At 57.1% G+C, this 25,551-nt stretch carries 18 protein-coding genes; 16 read left to right on the forward strand and 2 right to left on the reverse strand.

All coding sequences use genetic code 11. The features are described from left to right. On the reverse strand, positions 1-313 hold a 313-nt coding region (locus tag HK20_RS11025; RefSeq protein ID WP_086647113.1), incomplete at its 3' end, for a hypothetical protein. Between the two features lie 128 nt (positions 314-441). After that, on the reverse strand, positions 442-1,710 hold the full coding sequence (locus HK20_RS11030) for an MFS transporter (RefSeq protein WP_086647114.1): 1,269 nt from the start codon (positions 1,708-1,710) through the stop codon (positions 442-444). A 193-nt stretch (positions 1,711-1,903) separates the two neighbouring features. Between HK20_RS11030 and HK20_RS11035 the strand changes: the two genes are divergently transcribed. From HK20_RS11035 to rpsJ, 16 genes are all read left to right on the forward strand, one after another. After that, positions 1,904-3,175 (forward strand): DNA recombination protein RmuC, encoded by a 1,272-nt coding sequence (locus tag HK20_RS11035; protein ID WP_086647115.1) that lies wholly within the window; start codon positions 1,904-1,906, stop codon positions 3,173-3,175. A 21-nt stretch (positions 3,176-3,196) separates the two neighbouring features. Continuing rightward, the gene (locus HK20_RS11040; protein WP_086647116.1) at positions 3,197-3,910 is read left to right on the forward strand and encodes a response regulator transcription factor; all 714 of its coding nucleotides are present in this window, start codon (positions 3,197-3,199) and stop codon (positions 3,908-3,910) included. Further along, positions 3,897-5,270 (forward strand): ATP-binding protein, encoded by a 1,374-nt coding sequence (locus HK20_RS11045; RefSeq protein ID WP_086647117.1) that lies wholly within the window; start codon positions 3,897-3,899, stop codon positions 5,268-5,270. The genes HK20_RS11040 and HK20_RS11045 overlap by 14 nt, the downstream gene beginning before the upstream one ends. A 119-nt stretch (positions 5,271-5,389) precedes the next feature. Next, a complete protein-coding gene (locus HK20_RS11050) occupies positions 5,390-8,563 on the forward strand; it encodes an efflux RND transporter permease subunit (protein ID WP_086647118.1) in 3,174 nt (1,057 codons plus the stop codon). Continuing rightward, entirely contained in the window at positions 8,560-9,873 is a 1,314-nt protein-coding gene (locus HK20_RS11055) for an efflux RND transporter periplasmic adaptor subunit (protein WP_086647119.1), read from the forward strand. The genes HK20_RS11050 and HK20_RS11055 overlap by 4 nt, the downstream gene beginning before the upstream one ends. A gap of 41 nt (positions 9,874-9,914) precedes the next feature. Next, on the forward strand, positions 9,915-11,483 hold the full coding sequence (locus tag HK20_RS11060) for an efflux transporter outer membrane subunit (protein WP_086647206.1): 1,569 nt from the start codon (positions 9,915-9,917) through the stop codon (positions 11,481-11,483). 106 nt (positions 11,484-11,589) lie between these two features. Beyond that, on the forward strand, positions 11,590-12,024 hold the full coding sequence (gene rplK, locus HK20_RS11065; RefSeq protein WP_086647120.1) for a 50S ribosomal protein L11: 435 nt from the start codon (positions 11,590-11,592) through the stop codon (positions 12,022-12,024). A 4-nt stretch (positions 12,025-12,028) separates the two neighbouring features. Next, positions 12,029-12,721, forward strand: coding sequence for a 50S ribosomal protein L1 (gene rplA, locus HK20_RS11070; RefSeq protein ID WP_086647121.1), 693 nt, complete (start codon positions 12,029-12,031; stop codon positions 12,719-12,721). Between the two features lie 282 nt (positions 12,722-13,003). After that, entirely contained in the window at positions 13,004-13,522 is a 519-nt protein-coding gene (gene rplJ / locus HK20_RS11075; protein ID WP_048852972.1) for a 50S ribosomal protein L10, read from the forward strand. Positions 13,523-13,620: 98 nt separating this feature from the next. Then, a complete protein-coding gene (gene rplL, locus HK20_RS11080; RefSeq protein ID WP_086647122.1) occupies positions 13,621-13,995 on the forward strand; it encodes a 50S ribosomal protein L7/L12 in 375 nt (124 codons plus the stop codon). 213 nt (positions 13,996-14,208) lie between these two features. Next, positions 14,209-18,381 carry a DNA-directed RNA polymerase subunit beta gene (gene rpoB / locus HK20_RS11085; RefSeq protein WP_086647123.1) on the forward strand — a complete coding sequence of 1,391 codons (4,173 nt, stop codon included), beginning with the start codon at positions 14,209-14,211 and terminating at the stop codon, positions 18,379-18,381. Between the two features lie 93 nt (positions 18,382-18,474). Continuing rightward, the gene (rpoC, locus tag HK20_RS11090; protein WP_086647207.1) at positions 18,475-22,650 is read left to right on the forward strand and encodes a DNA-directed RNA polymerase subunit beta'; all 4,176 of its coding nucleotides are present in this window, start codon (positions 18,475-18,477) and stop codon (positions 22,648-22,650) included. A gap of 338 nt (positions 22,651-22,988) precedes the next feature. Then, positions 22,989-23,360 carry a 30S ribosomal protein S12 gene (gene rpsL, locus HK20_RS11095; protein WP_003622698.1) on the forward strand — a complete coding sequence of 124 codons (372 nt, stop codon included), beginning with the start codon at positions 22,989-22,991 and terminating at the stop codon, positions 23,358-23,360. A gap of 14 nt (positions 23,361-23,374) precedes the next feature. After that, positions 23,375-23,851 carry a 30S ribosomal protein S7 gene (gene rpsG / locus HK20_RS11100; protein WP_059023537.1) on the forward strand — a complete coding sequence of 159 codons (477 nt, stop codon included), beginning with the start codon at positions 23,375-23,377 and terminating at the stop codon, positions 23,849-23,851. Between the two features lie 90 nt (positions 23,852-23,941). Beyond that, a complete protein-coding gene (gene tuf, locus HK20_RS11105; RefSeq protein ID WP_086647124.1) occupies positions 23,942-25,132 on the forward strand; it encodes an elongation factor Tu in 1,191 nt (396 codons plus the stop codon). A gap of 105 nt (positions 25,133-25,237) precedes the next feature. Then, positions 25,238-25,546, forward strand: coding sequence for a 30S ribosomal protein S10 (gene rpsJ / locus HK20_RS11110; protein ID WP_007282720.1), 309 nt, complete (start codon positions 25,238-25,240; stop codon positions 25,544-25,546). Positions 25,547-25,551 lie beyond the last annotated feature (5 nt).

Raw genomic sequence — 25,551 nt, forward strand, 5'->3', positions numbered from 1 at the left:
CCATATAGGCGCGTGGTGGTGGCGGGGGCGGCGGAGGGGGCGGGCCATAGCTGTAACCATAGGCATAGCCGCCGGGGCCGCCGCTCATGGCCGCACCAGCAAGGGCACCAACGGCCAGCCCACCAATAAGCGCGCCGGCAATTGCGCCGCCATCGCCCCGGTGGTGGTGCCCCCAGCCGGGTCCACCCCGACCGCCCCAGCCGGGGCCACCGCCACCCCAGCGCCCGGGTTGGGCCTGTGCGCTAGGCAGAGCTGCCAGACCAAGGCCCGCAATAACGGGCAGGGCCATCAGAAATTGTGTCATGCGGCGCATCAAACGTGCCTCCTTGGAGCAGGGTGTCAGGCTGCTCCGTATTTTTTGTTCTCCCTTAAATATCGATCCGCTTGTGGCAAATTAAAGGCTCTTCCCTGTCCTTTTGTTGAATAATGCCTGTATGGGGGTCAGGGCGTGTTTTCCGGCATTGTGCTGGTTTTTTGCAGGGTTAACGCGGTTGCAAGCGTGACCAGCGCACAGGCGGAAACATACCAAGCAAACCAGCCTTCATGGCCTACATGCTTGCACCACAAGGCAATATATTCGGTTGTGCCGCCAAAAATGGATACGGTCAGCGCATAGGGGAGTGCTACTCCCAAGGCCCGCACGCGGGTGGGGAAAAGCTCGGCCTTAACAATGGCGTTAATGGACGTGTATCCCGATGCCATGAACAGCGCGGCAACAATCAGCCCGAATGCAACCCAGCCCGATGTGGCGTGGGAGAGGGCATTAAGCAGCGGCACAGTGCCAAGGCTTGCCCCAATGCCAAAAAACAGGAGCAGGGGTTTACGCCCGATCCGGTCGGATACCGCGCCAAAAGCGGGCTGCATGGCTGCAAATACAAACAGGCTGGCAGCAGAGATAAGGGTGGCCGTTTCCTTGGAAAAACCAAGGGAGTTGGCAAGGTATTTCTGCATGTAAATGGTGTAGGTGTAAAAAGCGACCGTTCCGCCAAGGGTTAGCCCGCAGACCCGCAACACCGATGGCCAGTGGGCCAGCATAACGCGTACGCCCCCTTTGGCCTGCTTGTTGCTTGTGTTCTCAAAGCTTTCGCTCTCCACCATCTGGCGGCGGAGCCAGAACACCAGAACGGCACCGCATGCCCCGATCAGGAAGGGAATGCGCCAGCCCCAGCTTGCAATCTGCTGCGGTGTTAAAAACACGTATTGCATGACCAGCAGCACGCACAGGGCCAGTAGTTGCCCCATAACCAGCGTGACATACAAAAACCCAGACCAGAACCCCCGGTGCTGCGGGGTGGAAACTTCGGCCAGATAGGTGGCCGAAGCCCCATATTCCCCCCCAAGGCTCAAGCCCTGCACCAGACGTGCGAGCACAAGAATGACCGGGGCCACAACCCCGATCTGCTCGTATGTGGGGCACAGGGCTATGGCCAGCGAGCCAAAGCACATGGCCAGAACAGAAAAGGTGAGCGCCTTGCGCCGCCCGTACCGGTCTGCCGCCATGCCCAGCAGCCACCCGCCGATGGGGCGCATAAAAAAGCCAACGGCAAACACCGCTGCCGCATTCAGCAGTTCAGCTGTTGGGTTGCCGTGTGGAAAAAACGCATGGGCGAAGTAGATGGTGAAGGAAGAATAAACATACCAGTCAAAATATTCGAGCAGGTTTCCGGCTGACCCTGCCAGAATACCCCGAATGCGTTGTGCCGTGTTCAAGCTGTGCTCTCCATTCCTGGACTTTTTGTTGTGTTGGTGAACAAGGCACCGTGGGCAAGGGTAGTATCATTACCACACCACGCCTGTCATTACGTCTGCGGCATGAGAGGTGTTGCCTGATAGACGTGTTTTTTGTTCAAAAACAGTGAGCAAGGGTGCTTGCTCTTGGGGCAGACATCAGACAAAACAGGGTATGGGTTCTGTAATTGTTCTTGTCTGTGTGGCGGTCACGGCTCTTTTGCTGGGGGTGGTGCTGGCTTTTGCGCTGCGCAAGCCTCCAGCAAAAAGTGCGGATAGCGACTTGCTGGCACGGCTTTACGTTATGATGGAGCGCGAGGCCGCCGCCGCCCGCGCTGATTCCTCTGCGCAAAGAACCGCCATGGCCGAAATGGAACGGGCTTTTGGCGAACGGTTGGAGCGCATGCGTGCCGAACTGGCCGAGCAGCTTGGCAACCTTACTGGCGGTCTGGGGCGTGAGCAGGCGGAGGCACGGGCCGCACAGGCCGAGGCCCTGCGCAACATGGCGGAAACCTCCGCCCAACAACTGGCGGCCATCCGCCACGCGGTAACCGAGCAACTGCACGAGGCGGTGGAGCGGCAGATGCACACATCGTTCCAGCGGGTGCTGGAACAGTTTGCCGCCATGCAGAAGGCCATGGGCGAGGTCCGCGCCATGACTGCCCAGATCAGTGACCTCAAACGGCTGTTCAGTAATGTCAAAACCCGTGGCGGCTGGGGGGAGGCCCAGTTGCGCGCCATTCTGGATGATGTGCTGCCGCCGGGCACGTATGAGAGCAATGTGCGGCTGGGACCGGGGAATGATGTGGTGGAGTTCGCCATTCGCATGCCGGTCAAAACCCAGACACCCCCCCTTATGCCGGTGGACAGCAAGTTCCCGACCGAAGCGTACGAAAAACTGCTCAACGCGGCAGAAGAGGGCGATGTGGTGGGGGAAAAGGCCGCCCGCAAGTCTTTGGAGAACACTGTGCGGGTGGAAGCCCGCAAAATTGCCACGAAATACATTCAGCCTCCCGCAACTGTTGAATTCGCAGTGCTTTATCTGCCAACTGATGGGCTTTACACGGAAGTGGCCCGCATTCCGGGTTTGATAGATGATGTCGGGCGGCAGTACCGGGTTATGGTCATGGGGCCAGCCCTTATGCCTGCCATGCTGCGTACCATTCATCTGGGCTACGTGACTCTGGCCCTGGAAGAACGGACGGAAAGCATCGCCCGCCTGCTGGGTGCAACCCGGCAGGAAATGCTGAAAATGGACGGAGTGCTGGACAAGCTGGCGCGGAATGCGCAGGCTATGTCGTTCTCAATTGAGGAGGCCAGACGGCGCACCAGAGTGGTTACCCGCAAGCTCAAGGAGCTTGATAACCCGGTTGCAAGTGAGGACGAAGGCGAAGAGTCTGAAATTGAATTTAGTGGCCATATCAAGGGTAGCACTGCAACAGGGTAGAACACGAGCAAGAGGGCAGGTATGTCTGAAGATGATACACTACCCCCTTTTCTGGAAGGGCGGACGGTTCTCCTTATCGAGGATGACGGCAGGATTGCCGAGGAAATTGTAGGGGAACTCACAGGGCGCGGCTTTAACGTCCATCATGAGGAAACAGGCAATGCCGGGCTGGATGCAGCCGTAAAAGGCGAGGCCGATGTGATGGTGGTGGACCGGCTTTTGCCCGGGTGTGATGGGCTTTCTGTTATAGAAGCCATGCGCCAGCAGGGGATTCGCGTGCCTGTGCTGGTCCTGTCTGCCCTGTCTGCTGTGGATGACCGGGTCACGGGCCTTAAGGCTGGGGGGGATGACTACCTGACCAAGCCTTTTGCCATGGAAGAGCTTGTTGCACGGATTGAAGCGCTGCTGCGGCGGCCTGATGATACGCGCAACACCAAGCTGCGCACCGGCCCGCTGGAAATGGACCTGATCGAACGCCGCGTCTGGCGGGATGGCCGCGAGATTGACCTGCTCCCGCGTGAATTCCGGCTGCTCGAATACCTTATGCGCCGGCCCGGACAGGTGCTGACGCGCTCCATGCTGCTGGAGGATGTCTGGCAGTACCGTTTTATCCCGCGCACCAACCTGGTTGATGTGCATATAGGCAAGCTACGCCGGAAGGTTGATGCTCCGGGCGAGGAACCGCTTATCCAGAGCATTCGTGGTACGGGGTTCCAGTTGCGTGTTTCTGACTGAGGTTTTTCGGACAGCCACATTCCGGATCACCCTTATGGCGCTGGCGGCTATGGCTGGTGTCATGCTCATGCAGTTCGGGCTGGTTTACGCCCAGATGGAGGCGGTGGAATCCCGCCGCTCCACCGAACTGCTACAGGGGGAGGCGGAACTGCTGGCCCAGATGTCGCCCGAGCATCTGGAATATGTTATCCGCCGCCGCGCAACGGATGACCTGCGCCTGATCATCAACAGTGCCGGGCTGTTTGACGCCGGGCATGCGCTGATCGCGGGTGACCTGCATACCTGGCCCCGTGGGCTCAAGGCAGATGGTAAGCCCCATAATATCGAGATTTACCCCGAGGAAGGGGCCGCTTACCCCCTGCGCCTGCTGGCGGTGACCTTGCCAGACCACACCATTCTGGTGCTGGGGCGCAGTTTTCATCTGCTGGCGGAGCAGAAGTTCATGCTCCGCCATGCCATGCTGGTGGCGGCGGTGCCCACGTTTTTGTTCGCGCTGTTCCTTGGGGTGGCACTCAGCCATCGTGCCCTCTCCCGCGTGAAGGAGATGCACGAGGCCATAGACCGGATTATGGCGGGCGATATTCATGAACGTCTGCCAGCCAACCGTGAGCGGGATGATCTGGAGCGGCTGGCGGGGAGCGTGAACCGCATGCTCGACCGGCTGGAACATCTGATGGACGGCATGCGTGCGGTGGGTAATGATATTGCCCATGACCTGCGTACCCCGCTCTCCCGCGTGCGGGCAAAGCTTGAGCGTGCCCAGTCGGGCGAGCGCGATCCGGAGCAGCTTGAAGCCGCCATAGGTCGCGCGGTGGATGACCTTGATCAGTGCCTAGGTATTATTACCGCCCTGCTCAGGATTGCCGAGATAGAGAACAGCCGCCGCATGGCCGGTTTTGCGCAGGTAAGGCTGCGTGAGTTGATGGATGATGTGTTCGACCTTTACGAACCCATTGCCGAAATGGAAGATAAAAAACTACAGGCTCTGCCCTCTGCGGATGAGGGGCCAGTATGGGGGGATCGGCATCTTCTGATCGAACTGCTCGCTAATCTGGTTGATAATGCTATCAAATTTACTCCTGAAGGCGGTAGTATTGTGCTGGATGTGCAACAAAAGGATGATGCGGTCCTGCTGATCGTGACCGATACGGGCACGGGCATTGCCCCTGAGGAAAGACAGAATGTGTTGTCCCGCTTCTATCGCTCGGACAAGAGCCGGCATGTGCCCGGCAGCGGTCTGGGGTTGAGCCTTGTTTGCGCCATTGCGCATCTGCATGACGCAAACGTTAAGATAGAGAGCGGCCCCAATGGCAGGGGTACATGCTTCAGCATTGCTTTTCCGGTCCCGGTACTGGGCTAGAGCAATGGTTTGTAAAGATAATGTCACAAGCGGGAGAGGGATGTGCGGGTATCTACTGGCAAAATGACGACCATTTCCAGAATGATGACCGGACCCGTTTTCAGCCAAGGGTCAGGTGAATGAACCAGATTGTTCTTATAGCACTCAAAAAACCGTACACTTTTGTTGTGCTGTCCATCCTGATTCTTGTTTTTGGAATTAAGGGTATTTTCTCAACCCCGACGGACGTTTTCCCGAGTATCCGCATCCCTGTTGTGGCCGTTATCTGGCAATATACAGGGCTGATGCCCGAGGATATGTCTGGCCGTGTGGTCTATTATTACGAGCGCGCACTTACCGCGACCGTGAATAATATCGAACACATTGAAAGCCAGTCCTATTACGGGCGCGGGATTGTTAAGATCTTTTTCCAGCCCGGTACAAACACATCCGTTGCCCAAACCCAGATCACCTCTGTTTCCCAGACCGTGATCAAGCAGATGCCTACCGGCTCCACGCCGCCACTTGTTCTGGCGTATGACGCATCCTCCGTGCCGGTCATTACGTTGCAGGTCGCATCCACGTCCATGACGGCGTCCGAGATTTATGACATGTCCTCCAACCTTATCCGGCCTGCGCTGGTGTCGGTTGCAGGGGCGGCCATTCCCAACCCGTATGGGGGTAAGCCGGGTAACGTCATGGTCGATCTGGACCCGGTCAAGCTGCTGGCACACAGTCTTTCCCCGGTGGATGTTTCCCGCGCACTGAACAGCCAGAACATTGTGCTGCCTGCGGGGGACCAGCGTATTGGCCCGTTTGACTGGATGGTGCAGACCAATGCAGCCCCGCGGGAGCTGGATGAACTGAACGATATTCCCATCAAGCAGGTCGGGCACGCCGTGGTCCGCCTGCGCGACGTGGCATGGGTGCATCAGGGTGGTCCACCGCAGACCAACCTTGTGCTGGTCAAGGGCCAGCAGGGTGTGCTGATCGTGGTCATGAAGAGCGGGGATGCTTCAACACTGGACGTGGTGGCAGGCATTAAAAAACTGCTGCCCGGCATTGTGCAGACCCTCCCGCCGGGTGTGAGCATCCGCGTGCTCAATGACGCTTCGACCTTTGTTAAGGAGTCCGTGGAGGACGTGGTGCGCGAAATGATAACCGCCGCCTTCCTGACCGGGCTTGTCGTGCTGCTGTTCCTTGGGTCGTGGCGTTCTACGGTTATTATTGCCACCTCCATTCCGCTGGCCATGCTGTGCTCGATCATCGGGCTGGGCTGGGCCGGGCAGACCATCAATGTCATGACTTTGGGCGGGCTGGCGCTGGCCGTTGGTATTCTGGTGGATGATGCCACGGTCATGATCGAAAACATTGATGCACATCTGGAAATGGAAAAGGATCTGGAAACCGCCATTGTGGACGCGGCCAACCAGATTGTTATTCCAACCTTTGTTTCCACGCTGTGTATCTGCATTGTGTGGATGCCGCTGTTCCAGTTGACCGGTGTTGCTGGCTGGCTGTTCATGCCCATGGCCGAAGCCATTATTTTTGCCATGCTGGCATCGTTCATTCTCTCGCGCACGCTGGTGCCAACCATGGCCAAGTACATGCTGGCCGCACAGGTGGCCGCCCATGCGCACGGTCCGCAGGAGCCCAAAACGGTTTTTGGTCGTTTCCAGCGTTCCTTTGAGCGTGGGTTTGAGACCTTTCGCCATCGCTACCACGCCCTGCTCACGTATCTGATCGAGGTGCGGGGGACGTTTATTCCGGTATTCGTACTGTGCTCGTTCGGGTCTCTGGGGTTGCTGTTCTTTGTCGGGCAGAACTTTTTCCCCGAGGTCAATTCGGATGTCATCGCCCTGCATATGCGCGCACCCATTGGCACGCGGCTGGAGGAAGCAGGCAAAATTTCCCAGTTGGTGGATACAGAGGTCGAGCGCACGCTGCCCGGGCAGGTGGAAGGAATTGTCAATAACTGCGGTCTGGCGTTCAGCCCGCTCAACATGGCTTATATTCCAACCCCCACCGTGGGTACGCAGGATTGCGACATTACCATTTCGCTCAAGGATGAAGCCGCCCCTGTTGCGGAATACCGCCGCCTGCTGCGCCGCAACCTGAATGAAAAATTCCCCGGGACCCAGTTCTCCTTCCTGCCGGGAGACCTGACAGCCAAGATCCTGAACTTCGGCCTGCCATCCCCGATTGATGTGCAGGTGGTCGGGCGTGACCTGCCAGCCAATTTCCGCTTTGCCAACCGCATTGCAGAGCGGCTGCGGCATGTAACCGGGCTGACCGATATTTCAGTGCAGCAGCCCATGACCACGCCAACCCTGCGCGTGAATGCACGCCGCATGTACGCGCTGGGCACAGGTATCCGCGAGGCGGACGTGGCTGACAACGTGCTGGTTTCGCTCTCAGGCAGTTCGCAGGTCGGGCAGGTTTACTGGCTGGATACCAAGACTGGCGTCTCGCATCTGATCGACATCCAGACCCCGGCCTCCTTCCTCCAGACCATGAATGATCTGGAGATCACCCCGATTGATAAAGGGGATGGTAATCCCAGCGGGCAGACCCCGCAGATTCTGGGCGGGCTGAGCCAGATCGAGCAGGTCGGGACCCCGGCCGAGGTTGCGCACTACAATATCATGCCCGTGTTCGACATCTATGCCTCAAACGAGGGGATCGATCTGGGCACCGTCTCGCGCGAGGTGGAGCGGATTGTGGATGAACTCCGGCCCGACCTGCCGCGCGGCGCATCGCTGACCGTGCGCGGGCAGGCCGTGACCATGAATAGTGCGTATGTGCAGCTTCTGGCCGGGCTGGCTATGTCTGTTCTACTTGTTTACCTGCTGATTGTGGTCAACTTTCAGTCCTGGCTGGACCCGTTCATTATCATCACGGCGTTGCCCGGCGCGTTGGCGGGTATTTCGTGGAGCCTGTTCCTCACACATACAACCCTGTCTGTTCCAGCGCTTACGGGTGCGATCATGTGCATGGGCACGGCCACGGCCAATGCCATTCTGGTTGTGGCCTTTGCGCGTGAGCGGCTGGATGAGCATGGAGATGCCATTCTGGCAGCACTTGAGGCAGGCTTTGAGCGTATTCGCCCGGTTATGATGACGGCTTCCGCCATGATTATTGGCATGTTGCCCATGTCTTTGAGCAACTCGCAGAATGCGCCTTTGGGCAAGGCGGTCATGGGGGGGCTGCTGGTGGCAACGGTGGCTACGTTGCTGTTTGTTCCCTGCGTGTTTGCAATGTTGCACAACAAAAAAGAAGTGCCGACGACAAAAGAAGAGGAAGCTGGCGTATGACCCCGGAACACGACAATACGGGTGGCGTGGACGCCAAGGTAAAAGCTGCGGCAGCTGCCCGTAAAAGAAAAATGGGGTTTGCTATTGTCGCTGGCGTGGCAGGCTTTCTGGTTATCATGGGGCTTGTGCAAAGGCATTCGGCCTATGTGCAACTGGCGCAGGAAACAGCCCATGATGCGGTGCCCGTTGTGCAGGTCATTTACCCGCAGCACGCCCCCGATGAGCGTGAGCTCTCGCTACCTGCCAATATTGCGGCATGGTATCAGGCCCCGATTTACGCTCAGGTCTCGGGCTACGTCAAAATGTGGTACAAGGATTTTGGCGCGCGCGTAAAAGCAGGGGACGTGCTGGCCGAAATTGACACACCGGGGCTGGACGCCCAGTACGCCGCCGCCAAGGCCAACTACAACGTGGCACTGGCCCGCTACAAGCTGGCCCAGATTACCGCACGACGCTGGAAGGCGTTGCAGGGCACGCAGGCTGTCTCCCAGCAGGAGGTGGACGTGCAGGCTGCCAATGCCGAGGCCCAGAAGGCGCAGGTCGAAGCCGCCCAGCATGATGTGGAACGCTACGCCGCCCTTGAAGCGTTTAAAAAGATCGTGGCTCCGTTTGATGGCATTGTCACATCCCGTATGGCCGATGTGGGGGATTACGTTAACGCGGGACGGGGCGATGTGGATTCCCGCGGGAATGCCACGGAACTGTTCAGCGTTGCGGACGTGCACGCCATGCGTGTGTTTGTAGCTGTGCCGCAGGATTATGCGGACATTATCTCACCCCGCCTGCAGGCCGATCTGATTGTGCCGCAATACCCCGAGCGCACGTTCAAGGCGCGTTATCTGGCAACCGCAAGCGCCTTTAACCCCAACACCCGCACGGTTACGACCGAACTGGTGCTGGATAACAAGAGCGGCGAGCTGTGGCCCAACTCCTATGCCACGGCCACCTTCCGTGCTCCGGCTGACCCGGACCAGCTTATTCTGCCTGAAGGCGCCATTGTGTTCCGGCAGGAAGGAACGCAGGTCGCGCTGGTGGATGACAGCAACCACGTGCATCTGGTCAACGTAGCCCTTGGGCGTGATCTGGGTACAACGGTGGAAGTGCAGCGTGGGGTTAAAAAGAGCGACAGGGTCATCAATAACCCATCCGCCGGCCTGCTGGACGGGCAGCTGGTACGGATTGTTAAAGGCACTCCCGGTTACAATATTCCCCCAGCCTCCCCGGCAAAGGCTGCGGGCGCAGGCAAGAACGATACCCGCGCCATGCCCGAAGATAACCGGCCCATGCCGGAATCCGGGGGGCGTCAATGAAGGGCAGGGCGCAGGGTAGCCGGGCTTTTGCCGCACGCTTTATGCTGGGGAGTTGCCTTCTGTCCGTTCTGGCAGGGTGCGACATGGCGCCACGCTACAAGCCAGCCAGGTTTATCTACCCCGACAACTGGCAGGGTGGTGGCGTTATGCAGCCCGCAGGTGGGGCGGATACAACATTAAACCCCAACTGGTGGACTGTGCTGGGAGACCCCGTACTGAATGATCTGGAGGAGCAGGCCATGCGCCTTAACCCTGATCTTCAGGCGCAGGCGGAGGCTTTTCTTCAGGCGCGGGATCTGGCCATGGAGGCCAAATCCAAGCTCTACCCACAAATTGGCGGTATGGCTGGCGGGGCAAAATACAAAGGGTCGGACCATCGGCTGTGGCGTGGGGCCGGCTCCACCGGGCCTATGTATATGTCCTCCGAGCAGTATTCGGGTTCTGCAACGTGGGAGCCGGATTTCTGGTCTGCTATTCGTAACAAAACGCGTATGGCCAAGCAGAACGTGCAGGAGCGCGCGGCAGACTATGCCGCAGCAAGGCTGAGTTTGCAGGCCGAGCTTGCCAGCGATTACGTTGTGTTGCGTGGGCTGGATGCGCAGGGCGCGGTTTACCGGGATTCCATCCGCTACTACAAAACAGCGGTGCAGATTACCAACATGCGTCTGGCAGGGGCCATTGCGCCGGGTATGGATGTCTCCCGTGCTCAGGCACAGCTTTATGCCACGCAGGCGCAGGAAACCGACATCCGCACCCAGCGTGACGTTATGGAGCATGCCATTGCGGCACTGGTTAATCAGGCCCCGGCCTCCTTCCACATTGCACCGGTGGATACACTGAACTTTGCACAAGGCCCGCTGCCGGTTGCCCTGCCATCCACACTGCTGGAAAGGCGGCCCGATATTGCTGCGGCAGAGCGGCGCATGGCACAGGCCAACAGGGCCATAGGCGTGTCCCGCGCAGCGTTCTACCCGCATGTGACCTTTAACGCCACGACCGGGTTTATGGATAACGGGTTCGACCTCGCATCGCTCTCCAACTCCATGTACCAGTTTGGTGCGCAGGCACTTCTTCCGCTCTTTCAGGGTGGGTTGCGGCGTGCGGACCTGCAACGCAGCTGGTCGCAGTACCGCGAGAAGGAGGATCTGTACCGCAGCACGGTGCTAGACGCCTTCAAGGAGGTTGAGGACGGGCTGACCCGGGTCAACAGGCTCAAGGTGCAGGTAGGGCAGCAGTCTAACGCTGTGGATGCCGCATTGCGCACACAGGGCATGACCATGGCGCTGTACACGGGTGGGCTTACCAATTATCTGGATGTCGTGGTGGCACAGGTTGCGGCCCTGAATGCCCGGATCGCGCTGGTACAGACCTCCACGCGCGCCATTGATGCCCGCGTGGAGCTGATTCGCGCTCTGGGGGGCGGGTGGTCCCGTGGCCAACTGCCTACGGGTGAAAGTGTGCTTATGCCCTTCAAGCCCTTGCAGTACAGCAATCTGCGTCAGGCACCGGCTGCGGGCGGTATTACAACCGTGCGTGACCCTGCCAGCACGGACCTGAGTGGTAGCACAAAAGCACGTGCCCCTCTTGACAGTCATGCTGCGCACAGGTAAGCGCGCCTTTCCTGATCGGAACGCGGGAGGTTTCTGCCAACACCTTGTGTGCAGGCTGGAATCGTTAAGAACCGCGGTCCGGGTACATTTTTGAGGAGTCCCGGATATGGCCAAAAAAGTTGTTGGCTACATCAAGCTTCAGATTCCCGCTGGTAAAGCAAACCCTTCGCCGCCGGTTGGTCCGGCTCTGGGTCAGCGCGGTCTGAATATCATGGAATTCTGCAAGGCATTTAATGCCAAGACCCAGGCCCTTGAACCTGGCATGCCGATTCCTGTGGTGATCACTGCCTATGCTGACCGTACGTTCAGCTTCATCACCAAGACCCCCCCGAACACCTACTTCCTGCTCAAGGCCGCCAAGATTTCCAAAGGCAGCCAGACAGTTGGTAAGGGCGGTTCCGTGGGTAAGGTGACCATGGATCAGCTGCGTGAAATTGCTGCCCAGAAGCAGCAGGACATGAACGCAAACGACATTGATGGCGCTGTACGCATGCTGGTGGGTTCTGCCCGCTCCATGGGTCTTGATGTGGTGGAGGGCTAAGATTATGGCTCAGAACAAGCGTCTTGCAGCTGCTCGCGCCAAGGTTGTTGCCGGTAAGGCATACGGTCTGGACGAAGCTGTTTCCCTCGTCAAAGACAATGCAACTGCAAAGTTTGACGAAACGGTTGAAATCGCCCTGAATCTGGGTATCGACCCGCGTCATGCTGACCAGATGGTTCGTGGTTTTGTGTCCCTGCCCAACGGCACGGGCAAGACCCTGCGCGTTGGCGTGTTCGCACGTGGCCCCAAGGCTGAAGAAGCCAAGGCTGCCGGTGCGGACGTTGTTGGCGCAGAAGATCTGATGGAGCAGGTGCAGGCTGGCGAAATCGCTTTCGACCGCTGCATTGCAACCCCGGACATGATGGCTCTGGTCGGTCGTCTGGGTAAGATCCTCGGCCCGCGTGGCCTGATGCCTAACCCCAAGCTGGGTACTGTGACCATGGACGTTAAGGGTGCCGTTCTGGCAGCCAAGTCCGGTCAGGTTGAATACCGCGCTGAAAAGACCGGTATCATCCACGCTGGCGTTGGCAAGGCTTCCTTCGGTGCGGACAAGCTGGCTGAAAACGTACGTGCATTTGTTGATGCCGTGCAGAAGGCCCGCCCGACTGGCGCCAAAGGCACCTACCTGAAGAAGGCTGCCCTGACCTCCACAATGGGGCCGGGTGTACAGCTGGACGTCTCTGCCTTCGCGGGCTGAGCAAGAATGTTGCCAGGCTGGCCCTTGTGGCTGGTCTGGTGCATAAGGGAGTGGTTTACCACTTCTTATACCTGTCCGAGACCACACGTGAGTTTGCTCTTAATCGGCCTTTCGGGGCTGGCGCGTGGTAAGACGGGGATGCTGGTTGCAGGCTGAGAATTTTCGGCAGTGCCAGATATTCCGTTTATCAAGGACAGGCGAGCGGGTTCTGTTTGTTGCAGAACCTAAAGGGCAACCCGTTCTGTCAGGTTTATATCTGATGGAACAAGACGGAGACGGGATTTGGACCGTACGGAAAAGAAGGCCCTTGTTGCCTCTCTGGCCGCCGTGTTCGCCGAAACGTCCATGGTTGTGGTTACCCGTAATAACGGGTTGACCGTGGCTGATGTGACGGATCTGCGACGCAAGGTGCGGGCAGCGGGTGCAAACTACAAGGTTGCCAAAAACCGGCTGGCAACTCTCGCCCTGGATGGGACCCAGTTCAGCGGCATCGCGCCGTTGCTGACGGGACCGACCGCGCTTGCGTGGGCGGACGAACCTGTATCAGTGGCGAAGGTGATCGTTGAGTTCGCCAAAACCAATGACAAGCTTGAGCTGCTTGGTGGTTCTCTTGGTTCTCAGGTACTTGATGTAGCTGGGATCAAGGCTCTCGCCGAGCTGCCGTCGCTCGACACGCTGCGCGCGCAGCTCGTGGGTCTTATCTCCACGCCCGCTACGCGCATCGCCAGTGTTGTTCAGGCGCCGGCTGGCCAGCTTGCTCGTGTTTTTGGGGCCTATGCCAAAACGGGTGAAGCTGCCTGACCACATGCTCCCATATGGGGGTGTGTACAAGAAATACGCGTAGCCTCTGTGTAGAGGTTGCGTTTTGCTAACCAGTGTTTATATTAGGAAGTCTGACTATGGCTGATCTTGCTAAGCTTGTTGACGAACTGTCTGCTCTGACCGTTCTTGAAGCTGCTGAACTTTCCAAGCTGCTCGAAGAAAAGTGGGGCGTTTCCGCTGCTGCTCCTGTTGCAGTTGCTGCTGCTGCTCCGGGCGCTGCTGCTGCTCCTGCTGAAGAGCAGACCGAATTCACGGTTATTCTGGCCGCCGCTGGCGAAAAGAAGATCAACGTGATTAAAGAAATCCGTGGCATCACGGGTCTGGGTCTGAAGGAAGCTAAGGACCTGGTTGAAGGCGCTCCCAAGACCGTTAAGGAAGGCGTCAGCAAGGACGAAGCTGCCAAAATCAAGAAGCTTCTTGAAGATAACGGCGCAACCGTCGAAGTTAAGTAAGATTGCCTTGATCCCGCCCATATGCGGTGGGGTGAAGGAAATTGAGGTTCTCGGGTGGGGGTGTATGCCTCCGCCCGTTTGCCTGTTTCAGGTTGATCTGAGGCAGGTGGCCGGGTAAATCCGGTATGGTTTTGGCCGAAATAGGTCGGACCATCAGGCTCGCGGCAGACCACGAGCCTGATGGTCCGAGATAAGGGCGGGGCAGGAGCGACGATGAACGCAATCACCAAATCGTTCACAGGACGGAAGCGGATTCGCAAGAGTTTCGGGCGGATTCCCGAAATCGCCCCGATGCCGAACCTGATAGATGTGCAGCGCGCGTCTTACGAGACGTTTCTTCAGGCCAATGTGTCGCCTGATGCGCGCACTCCTACGGGTTTGCAGGAGGTATTCCGCTCCGTATTCCCGATCAATGACTTTGCTGGTCGTGGTCGTCTGGAATTCGTAAGCTACGAATTTGAAGATCCGAAATACGATGTTGAGGAATGCATCCAGCGTGGCCTCACGTTCTCCGCACCGCTGAAGGTCATTCTGCGCCTTATCGTGTGGGATGTGGATGAGGACACCGGTTCGCGCTCCATCCGCGACATTAAAGAGCAGCCGGTTTACATGGGCGACATGCCGCTCATGACCGATAACGGTACCTTTATCGTTAACGGCACCGAGCGCGTTATTGTCAGCCAGATGCACCGCTCCCCCGGCGTATTCTTTGACCACGACAAGGGTAAAACCCATTCGTCGGGCAAATACCTGTTTGCTGCGCGCGTTATTCCTTACCGTGGCTCCTGGCTCGATTTCGAATTCGATGCCAAGGATCTGCTGTACGTCCGTATCGACCGCAAGCGTAAGCTGCCCGTCACCACGCTCCTTTATGCACTCGAAGGTGCTGCCTCCGCCGCTGCACGCAAAGCGAAGCTGGCTGAAGGTGGGGATGTGGATGCGCTGGATATTCATGGCATGGATGCCAATGAAATCCTCGGCTACTTCTACGACACAGTCACTTTCACCAAGTCTGCCAAGGGCTGGGCGCGTCCGTTCGATGCGGACTCTTTCCGCGGCCTCAAGCTGCTGGCGCCGCTGGTGGATGCCGAAACCGGCGAAGTTGTGGCTGACGCCGAAACAAAGCTGACGGCACGTCTGGTTCGCAAGATTGCTGAAAAAACCCGTGAAGTGCTGGTGGGTGAAGTTGATCTGATCGGGCGCTTTATTGCCCACGACATGGTCAACATGAACACCGGTGAAATTTACGGTGAAGCCGGTGAGGAAATCACCGAAGCCCGTCTGGTTGCACTTGAAGAAGCCGGAATTACCGAACTGCCGGTTCTGGCTATTGATTCTGCCAAAGGGCCGTGGATTCGCAACACGCTGACCGTTGATAAAAACAGCGGCCGCGATGAAGCGCTGATCGACATTTACCGCGTCATGCGTCCCGGTGAACCGCCAACGGCGGAAACGGCCGAAGCCATGCTGCAGGGCCTGTTCTTCGATGCAGACCGCTACGACCTGTCGGCTGTTGGTCGTGTGAAGATGAACATGCGTCTGGACATTGATGTGCCAGACACAGTGCGCGTTCTGCGTAAGGATGACATCCTGCGCACCATCAAGGTTCTGTGTGACCTGAAGGACGGCCGCGGTCAGATCGACGATATTGATAATCTGGGTAACCGTCGCGTGCGCTCCGTGGGCGAACTGATGGAAAACCAGTACCGTATCGGCCTGCTGCGTATGGAACGCGCTATTCGTGAGCGTATGGGCTCGGTTGATATTGATACGGTCATGCCGCATGACCTGATCAACGCCAAGCCTGCTGCTGCTGCTGTGCGTGAGTTCTTCGGCTCTTCCCAGCTCAGCCAGTTCATGGACCAGACCAACCCGCTGTCCGAAGTCACGCATAAGCGTCGTCTTTCAGCACTGGGTCCGGGTGGTTTGACGCGTGAGCGCGCAGGCTTTGAAGTCCGTGACGTTCATCCAACCCATTACGGCCGTATCTGCCCGATTGAAACGCCTGAAGGCCCGAACATCGGTCTGATCAACTCGCTGGCCACATACGCCAAGGTGAACAAATACGGGTTTATCGAAACGCCGTATCGTTTGGTCAAGGACGGCGTGCTGCAAGACGGCTGGAAGTACCTCTCCGCCATGGAAGAGGAAAAGCTGGTTGTTGCTCAGGCTGACGCCAAGGTGAACGACGAAGGGGCGCTGACCAGCGACCTGATCTCCGTCCGCCGTAACGGTGACTTCCGTCTGGTACCCCCGACCGAAGTAACGGCCTGCGACGTATCGCCCAAACAGCTTGTTTCTGTTGCAGCAGCGCTCATCCCGTTCCTTGAGAACGATGACGCGAACCGCGCACTCATGGGCTCCAACATGCAGCGTCAGGCTGTGCCGCTGGTGCGCTCGGATGCGCCGCTGGTTGGTACGGGTATGGAAGCTGCTGTTGCACGTGATTCCGGTGCAACCATTGTTGCCAAGCGTAACGGTATTGTGGACCAGATTGACGGTGCACGTATTGTTGTGCGCTCGACGGATGCCAGCGGTGCCACGCAGGGGGTCGATATCTATCGTCTGCGTAAATACTCGCGCTCCAACCAGTCCACCTGCATTAACCAGCGTCCGCTGGTCCATGTGGGCGATCAGGTCAGCGCGGGTGACATTATTGCTGACGGTCCTTCCACGGAGCTGGGTGAACTGGCTCTGGGCCGTAACGTGCTGGTCGCGTTCATGCCCTGGAACGGTTACAACTTCGAAGACTCCATCCTGATTTCCGAACGGATTGCCAAGGATGACGTGTTTACCTCGATCCATATCGAGGAATTCGAAGTCATGGCCCGTGACACCAAGCTGGGTCAGGAAGAAATCACCCGTGACATCCCCAACGTTGGTGAGGAAGCCCTGCGCAACCTCGACGAAGCCGGGATTGTCTATGTTGGTGCCGAGGTTAACCCCGGCGATATTCTGATCGGTAAGGTTACGCCAAAGGGCGAAAGCCCGATGACGCCGGAAGAAAAACTCCTCCGCGCCATTTTTGGTGAAAAAGCATCTGATGTGCGTGACACATCCCTGCGTCTGCCGCCCGGCACAACGGGCACCATTGTTGATGTGCGTGTGTTCTCCCGCCGTGGTGTGGATAAAGACGAACGCGCAATGGCCATTGAACGCGCAGAAATTGAACGTCTGGCCAAAGACCGTGATGACGAACGGGCCATTCAGGAGCGTTCCTTCTACAGCCGTCTGCGTGAAAAGCTGCTCGATCAGACTGCTGGCGCTGGCTACAAGGGTATCCGCTCCGGCACGGTGATCACGCAGGAAGTTCTGGACGAACAGCCCCGTGCCACGTGGCGGCACATTGTTGTCACATCCGACAGCGTTATGGCTGAGCTTGAAACCCTGCGGCGCGAGTTTGATGCGGCTATTGCCCGTATTCAGGCCCGTTTTGAAAGCAAGGTTGAAAAACTCCAGCGTGGTGATGAACTGCCGCCTGGCGTGATGAAGATGGTCAAGGTGTTTGTCGCAGTTAAGCGTAAGCTTCAGCCGGGTGACAAAATGGCCGGTCGTCACGGGAACAAGGGGGTTGTCTCCCGCGTGGTTCCGGTTGAAGACATGCCGTTCCTGGAAGATGGAACGCCGGTTGATCTGGTTCTGAACCCGCTTGGCGTGCCATCGCGCATGAACGTCGGTCAGATTCTGGAAACGCATCTGGGTTGGGCATGTGCCAATATCGGCCGTGGTATTGGTGAACTGGTGGATGACTACCAGCGCACGGGCGAAAAACGTCAGGACCTGCTGGACCGTCTGAAAGACGTGTATGGCGACAAGGTCTATGATGACGCCATTGCGAACATGAACAACAACGAACTGGTGGAACTGGCCAACAACCTGCGCAAGGGCGTGCCTATTGCGACCCCGGTGTTTGATGGCGCCTCCATCCCCGATATTGAAGCCATGCTGGAAAAGGCTGGCGTTAACAAATCGGGCCAGTCGCAGTTGATTGACGGGCGGACAGGCGAACAGTTTGAGCGCAAGACGACTGTCGGTTACATTTACATGCTGAAGCTGCATCACCTTGTCGATGACAAGATCCATGCCCGCTCCATTGGTCCATACTCGCTTGTTACGCAGCAGCCGCTGGGTGGTAAGGCGCAGTTTGGTGGCCAGCGCTTTGGGGAAATGGAAGTGTGGGCGCTTGAAGCCTACGGTGCTGCCTACACGCTGCAGGAAATGCTAACCGTGAAGTCGGATGACGTGTCTGGCCGAACAAAGGTTTATGAAGCGATTGTACGCGAACAGGATGACTTTGAAGCCGGTATTCCGGAAAGCTTCAACGTGTTGATCAAGGAACTCAAGTCCCTTGGCCTCAATGTGGAGTTGGAGCAGGGGGCAGACTAACGGTGATTTTCCCCGCCACAATCCGTACTTATTTCAAGAAGGAGGCTGGAGCCATTGCTCCAGCGCTCCATTTCCCTTTGGGGGCTTCTGCACATGAATGAACTCATGAAAATTCTTGGCCAGACCGGCCAGGCAATGACCTTTGACCAGATCAAGATCCAGCTTGCATCGCCTGAGCAGATCCGGTCCTGGTCTTTTGGTGAAATCAAGAAGCCCGAGACCATTAACTACCGTACGTTCAAGCCTGAACGTGATGGCCTGTTCTGCGCTCGGATTTTTGGCCCGATCAAAGACTACGAATGCCTTTGCGGCAAATACAAGCGGATGAAGTTCCGCGGTATCATCTGCGAAAAATGCGGCGTTGAAGTCACACTGGCCAAAGTCCGCCGTGAGCGCATGGGTCATATCCAGCTTGCCAGCCCTGTTGCGCATATCTGGTTCCTGAAGTCCCTGCCAAGCCGCATCGGCCTTATGGTCGATCTGACGCTCAAGGACCTGGAAAAGGTACTGTATTTCGAGAACTATCTGGTTCTTGAACCGGGTACGTCACCCCTCAAGCAGTATTCTCTCCTGAGCGAAGAGCAGTATCTCGACGCAATGGACGATTACGGCGAGGAAGGGATTGAAGTCGGGATCGGCGCCGAAGCGATCAAGAAGGTTCTTGAACGCATTGAGTGCGATGCCGAAAAGGTAGAGCTGCGTCAGGCGCTCAAGGAAACCACATCCGAAGCCAAGCGCAAGAAGCTCGTCAAGCGCCTCAAGCTGGTCGAAGCTTTCTCGGAAAGCGGTGCACGCCCCGAGTGGATGATTCTGGACCTTGTTCCGGTTATTCCGCCTGAACTGCGCCCACTTGTGCCGCTCGATGGTGGGCGCTTTGCAACGTCCGATCTGAACGATCTGTATCGCCGCGTTATCAACCGTAACAACCGCCTCAAGCGGCTGATGGAACTGCGCGCGCCCGATATTATCGTGCGTAACGAAAAGCGCATGTTGCAGGAAGCTGTGGATGCCCTGTTTGATAACGGTCGTCGTGGCCGTGCGATTACAGGTGCCAACAAGCGTCCGCTCAAGTCCCTGTCTGATATGCTCAAGGGCAAGCAGGGTCGCTTCCGTCAGAACCTTCTGGGTAAGCGCGTTGACTACTCTGGCCGTTCGGTCATCGTGGTCGGGCCGGAACTGAAGCTGCATCAGTGCGGTCTGCCCAAAAAGATGGCGCTGGAACTCTTCAAGCCCTTCATTTACGCCAAGCTGGAAAAGTATGGTCATGCCACGACCATCAAAGCCGCAAAGCGGATGGTGGAAAAAGAACGTCCCGAAGTCTGGGATATTCTTGAAGAAGTTATTCGTGAACATCCGGTCCTTCTGAACCGCGCACCGACCCTGCATCGTCTTGGTATTCAGGCGTTCGAACCTGTGCTGGTTGAAGGTAAGGCCATTCAGCTGCACCCGCTGGTCTGCACCGCCTTTAACGCGGACTTTGACGGTGACCAGATGGCCGTGCACGTACCGCTCAGTCTGGAAGCCCAGCTTGAAGCGCGCGTGCTGATGATGTCGACCAACAACATCCTCAGCCCCGCCAACGGCAAGCCGATTATCGTGCCGTCTCAGGATATTGTTCTTGGGCTGTATTACCTCAGCCTGGAAACGCCTGAATTCAAGGTTACGCCGGATCGGAACGAATACGACGAAACCACGGGTGAACTGGTTAAAGCCGGTGCAGCGTCTTTCTCTTCCATCGGGGAAGTGGAATACGCGCTCAATGCCGGTGCTCTCAAACTGCACGACAAGATCCGGGCCCGGTTTGAGCAGATTGGTGCAGATGGCAAGCGTGTCTATGAAACAGCCGTGACCACACCCGGTCGTGTGCTGATCGCGCAGATCCTGCCCAAGCATGAAACCATTCCGTTCTCCCTGATCAACCGCCAGCTGACCAAAAAAGCCGTGTCGGACGTGATTGATACGGTTTATCGTCACTGCGGCCAGAAAGAAGCTGTCATTTTCTGCGACCGTCTGATGGCGCTTGGTTTCCGCCACGCTGCCAAGGCGGGTATTTCCTTCGGTAAGGATGACATGATCATCCCGGCTGAAAAGAAAGAACTGGTCGATCGCACCGCAGCCGAAGTTAAAGAGTTTGAACAGCAGTATCAGGATGGTCTGATTACGGCGGGCGAACGCTATAACAAGGTGGTCGATGCTTGGTCACGTTGCACGGACGAAGTGCAGGCTGCCATGACCAAGGAAATTTCCCGTCAGGAAGTTGGCAAGCCCATCAACTCTGTGTGGATGATGAGCCACTCCGGGGCCCGTGGGTCGCCGGCGCAGATGAAGCAGCTTGCTGGTATGCGTGGTCTGATGGCTAAGCCGTCTGGTGAAATTATTGAGCAGCCGATTATTGCCAACTTTAAGGAAGGCCTGTCGGTTCTCGATTACTTTACGTCTACCCATGGTGCACGTAAGGGTCTGGCCGATACCGCGCTGAAAACTGCAAACTCCGGTTACCTGACCCGTCGTCTGGTTGACGTGGCGCAGGACAGCATCATTATCGAGGAAGATTGCGGTAGTGAGCGCGGTCTGACCGTGCGTGCGGTGATGGATGGTGGGGAAGTCGTTGCCTCCCTGTCCGAACGTATTCTGGGCCGCACACTTGCGTCCGACGTTGTGGATCCCACGACTGGCAAGGTCATTGCAGCCCGCAACCAGCTTGTTGATGAAGCTGATGCGGAACGTATTGAAGCCTCCGGTGTGGAGGTTATCCATATCCGTTCCGTGCTGACCTGTGACAGCCGCGTTGGTGTTTGCGGTCGTTGCTATGGGCGTGATCTGGCACGTGGTACGCCGGTTAACATCGGTGAAGCGGTTGGTGTTATCGCGGCGCAGTCCATTGGTGAGCCTGGTACCCAGCTGACCATGCGTACCTTCCATATTGGTGGTGCGGCGCAGCGTGGTGCTGAACAGTCCATGATCGAAGCATCCCGCGATGGTAAGATTGTCATCCGCAACCGTAACGTGGTGCAGAATAGCCAGAACGTGCCAATTGTCATGGCCCGTAACTGTGAAATCCTGCTGACAGACGAAAAGGGCGTGGAGAAATTCCGCTACCGTGTACCTTACGGTGCGCGTCTGCTCACAACGGAAGGCGCTACCGTGGCACGTGGCCAGAAACTGGCCGAGTGGGATCCCTACACCCTTCCGATCATCACGGAAAAAGCCGGTAAGATCGAATATCTGGACCTCATCGATTCCATCACGCTTGTCGAGCGTATGGACGAAGTGACCGGCCTGACCTCCAAGGTGGTGGTTGACTACAAGCAGGCAGGTAAGGGCGTTGATCTGCGTCCTCGCGTGCAGCTTAAGGATGCCAACGGCGAAGTGGTGAAGCTGGATAACGGTGGTGAAGCCCGCTACTTCCTGTCACCCGAAACACTGCTTTCGATTGAAAACGGTGCGGAAGTGAATGCGGGTGACGTGCTGGCACGTCTGCCGCGTGAAGGTTCCAAAACGCGTGACATTACCGGTGGTCTGCCGCGTGTGGCCGAGTTGTTTGAAGCGCGTCGTCCCAAAGATCACGCTATTATTGCGGAAATGGAAGGGCGCGTTGAATTCGGCAAGGATTACAAGTCCAAGCGCCGTATTGTCGTGAAGAATGACGAAACTGGACACGAGCAGGAATACCTGATCCCCAAAGGCAAGCACATTTCCGTTCAGGAAGGTGACTTTGTGGAAAAAGGCGATCCGCTGGTCGATGGCCCCCGCGTTCCGCACGATATTCTCAAGGTCATGGGGGTCGAGGCTCTCTCTGATTACCTGATCAACGAAATTCAGGATGTTTACCGTCTGCAGGGCGTGAAGATTAACGATAAGCACATTGAGGTTATCGTTCGTCAGATGCTCCAGAAGGTGGAAATTCTGGAACCGGGTGATACGACCTACCTGATCGGTGAGACGGTGGATCGGCTTGAGTTCGATGTCGAGAACACGAAATGCCTCAATGCTGGTGAACGCCCTGCGCTGGCTATGCCGGTGCTGCAGGGGATTACCAAGGCATCGTTGCAGACCCAGTCCTTTATCTCGGCCGCATCCTTCCAGGAAACCACGCGTGTTCTGACCGAAGCCGCAACGGCCGGTAAGGTTGATAAGCTCATGGGCCTGAAGGAAAACGTGATTGTGGGTCGTCTGATCCCGGCAGGGACGGGGAGCGTCATGAAGCGCCTGCGCGCCATTGCCGCAGAACAGGACAAACAGCGCGTGAGCCGTACGGCTGCTGAATAAACTCTTTATTATAAAGAGTTGGAAAAGGCCGGGGCATTGCTCCGGCCTTTTTTGTGGCTCCTGAGCGTGTGCAGTAGAGAATCGCCGGGTAAAGCTTGACTTCTGGTAGGGGGGGCTGTAGTTAGCAGCCCTCAGCTTTGTTTATCTTTATTGATGAGCAGGGCACTCAGGTTCTCTGTATGAGTTTTAGCATGCGGTTGGCTTCCGGGGGGAAGCGGAGCCGGATGCCAATATAGCCCCATCCGGGTTGTTGCCTGATGGGATCTTTTTAATGAAAGTCGGCTAGCCGCAGAAGATGCAGCTGGTCGACCGAACTGTGTAAGGATCGGGAAAGGCGCATGCCGACCATCAACCAGCTCATTGCCAAAGGGCGTAAGCCTGCAGTCAAGCGGAACAAAGTGCCCGCTCTGCAGGGCTGCCCTCAGAAGCGCGGCGTTTGCACCCGCGTTTATACGACGACACCGAAAAAGCCTAACTCCGCACTGCGTAAAGTTGCCAAGGTGCGTCTGACGAATGGCTATGAGGTGGTTAGCTATATTCCTGGTGAAGGTCACAACCTTCAGGAACATAGTGTTGTGCTTATCCGCGGCGGTCGTGTGAAAGATTTGCCGGGTGTTCGTTACCACATCCTTCGCGGTGTTCTCGATACGCAGGGTATCGCCAAGCGGCGTCAGCGTCGTTCGCTGTATGGCGCCAAGCGTCCGAAATAAGAGGAAGTTAAGGTATGAGTCGCCGTCATCGTGCTGTTAAGCGCGAGATCCTTCCCGATCCGAAGTTCGGAGATGTCGTCATTACGCGTTTTATGAACGCGCTGATGTTCGACGGTAAGAAGTCCACAGCCGAAAAGATTGTCTATGGTGCGATTGACGCCATGGCCCGTCGCAATGGTGCAGCATCCGATCCGATCGCGCTGTTCCATAACGCTCTGGACAACGTAAAGCCGGCCGTTGAGGTCCGTTCCCGCCGTGTTGGTGGTGCGACCTATCAGGTTCCGGTCGAAGTGCGCACTGACCGTCGTCAGGCTCTGGCTATCCGTTGGGTCATCGATGCAGCGCGCAAGCGTGGTGAAAACACCATGCAGGACCGTCTGTCCAACGAACTTCTGGATGCCGTGAACAATCGTGGTGCGGCTGTGAAGAAGCGTGAAGACACGCATCGTATGGCTGAAGCCAACAAGGCATTCAGTCATTATCGCTGGTAATCCGTGAAAGTTCCGCTTTCCCTCTTGTCGAGGGATTGGGGCGCTTATAACAACTGCATCCCGGACATTTTTTGGGGCATGGAGTAAACAATGGCTAAGGCTAAATTTGAGCGGAATAAACCGCACTGCAACATCGGCACCATTGGTCACGTTGACCATGGTAAGACGTCTCTGACGGCTGCTATTACGAAGACCCTGGCAAAGACCGGCGGTGCTGAGTTCAAAGCATACGACATGATCGACGCCGCTCCCGAAGAACGCGCTCGCGGCATCACCATTTCCACCGCTCACGTGGAATATGAAACCGCAAACCGTCACTACGCGCACGTCGACTGCCCCGGACACGCTGACTATGTGAAGAACATGATCACCGGTGCGGCTCAGATGGATGGTGCCATCCTCGTTGTGTCCGCTGCTGACGGTCCGATGCCGCAGACCCGTGAACACATCCTGCTTGCTCGTCAGGTTGGTGTGCCGGCTCTGGTTGTCTTCCTGAACAAGGTTGACCAGGTTGATGATCCTGAACTGCTTGAACTGGTTGAAATGGAAGTTCGTGAACTTCTGTCTTCCTACCAGTTCCCTGGCGACGACATTCCGGTAATCAAGGGCTCCGCTCTGGTTACTCTGGAAGACGGCGACCCGGAAGTTGGTGAAAACCGCGTTCGTGACCTGATGGACGCAGTTGATGCGTACATCCCGCAGCCGGAACGTCCGGTTGATCGTCCGTTCCTGATGCCGATCGAAGACGTGTTCTCGATCTCCGGTCGTGGTACGGTTGTGACCGGCCGTGTGGAGCGTGGTGTTGTCAATGTGGGTGACGAAGTTGAAATCGTCGGCCTGAAAGACACCATCAAGACCACCGTTACGGGTGTTGAGATGTTCCGCAAGCTGCTTGACCGCGGCGAAGCTGGCGACAACATCGGTGCTCTGGTGCGTGGTACGAAGCGTGAAGACGTTGAGCGTGGTCAGGTTCTGGCTAAGCCCGGCTCCATTACGCCGCACAAGAAGTTCAAGGCTGAAGCCTACATCCTGACGAAGGAAGAAGGTGGCCGTCATACGCCGTTCTTCACCAACTATCGTCCGCAGTTCTACTTCCGTACGACTGACGTGACGGGTGTTGTGCACCTGCCCGAAGGCACGGAAATGGTTATGCCCGGCGACAACTGCGCCATGGAAGTGGAGCTGATTGCTCCTATCGCCATGGACGAAGGTCTCCGCTTCGCTATCCGCGAAGGTGGCCGTACCGTTGGTGCAGGCGTTGTTGCCTCCATTATCGAGTAATCGATAAAGGATTAGAGACTGAGTGGCCCCGACCGATTATTCGGTTGGGGTCTTACTTGGCGGCCGGGTTATCCCGGACAAGTAAAGTGTTGGACTAAGAAACAGATGGACAACCAGAACATCCGCATTCGCCTGAAAGCGTACGATCATCGGGTGCTTGATAACAGCACGAAAGAGATCGTGAATACGGCGAAGCGTACGGGTGCGCGGGTTCGGGGTCCTATCCCGCTGCCGACGCATATCGAACGGTTTACGGTTAACCGTTCTCCTCACGTTGACAAGAAGAGCCGCGAGCAGTTCGAAATTCGGACTCATCGTCGTTTGCTCGATATTGTTGAGCCCACTCCGCAGACCGTGGACGCTCTCATGAAGCTCGACCTCGCCGCTGGCGTGGATGTCGAGATCAAACTTTAAGGTCC

It is taken from the genome of Acetobacter sp. DsW_54, from assembly GCF_002153575.1.
In the GTDB taxonomy this organism is placed as follows: Bacteria; Pseudomonadota; Alphaproteobacteria; order Acetobacterales; family Acetobacteraceae; genus Acetobacter; species Acetobacter fabarum.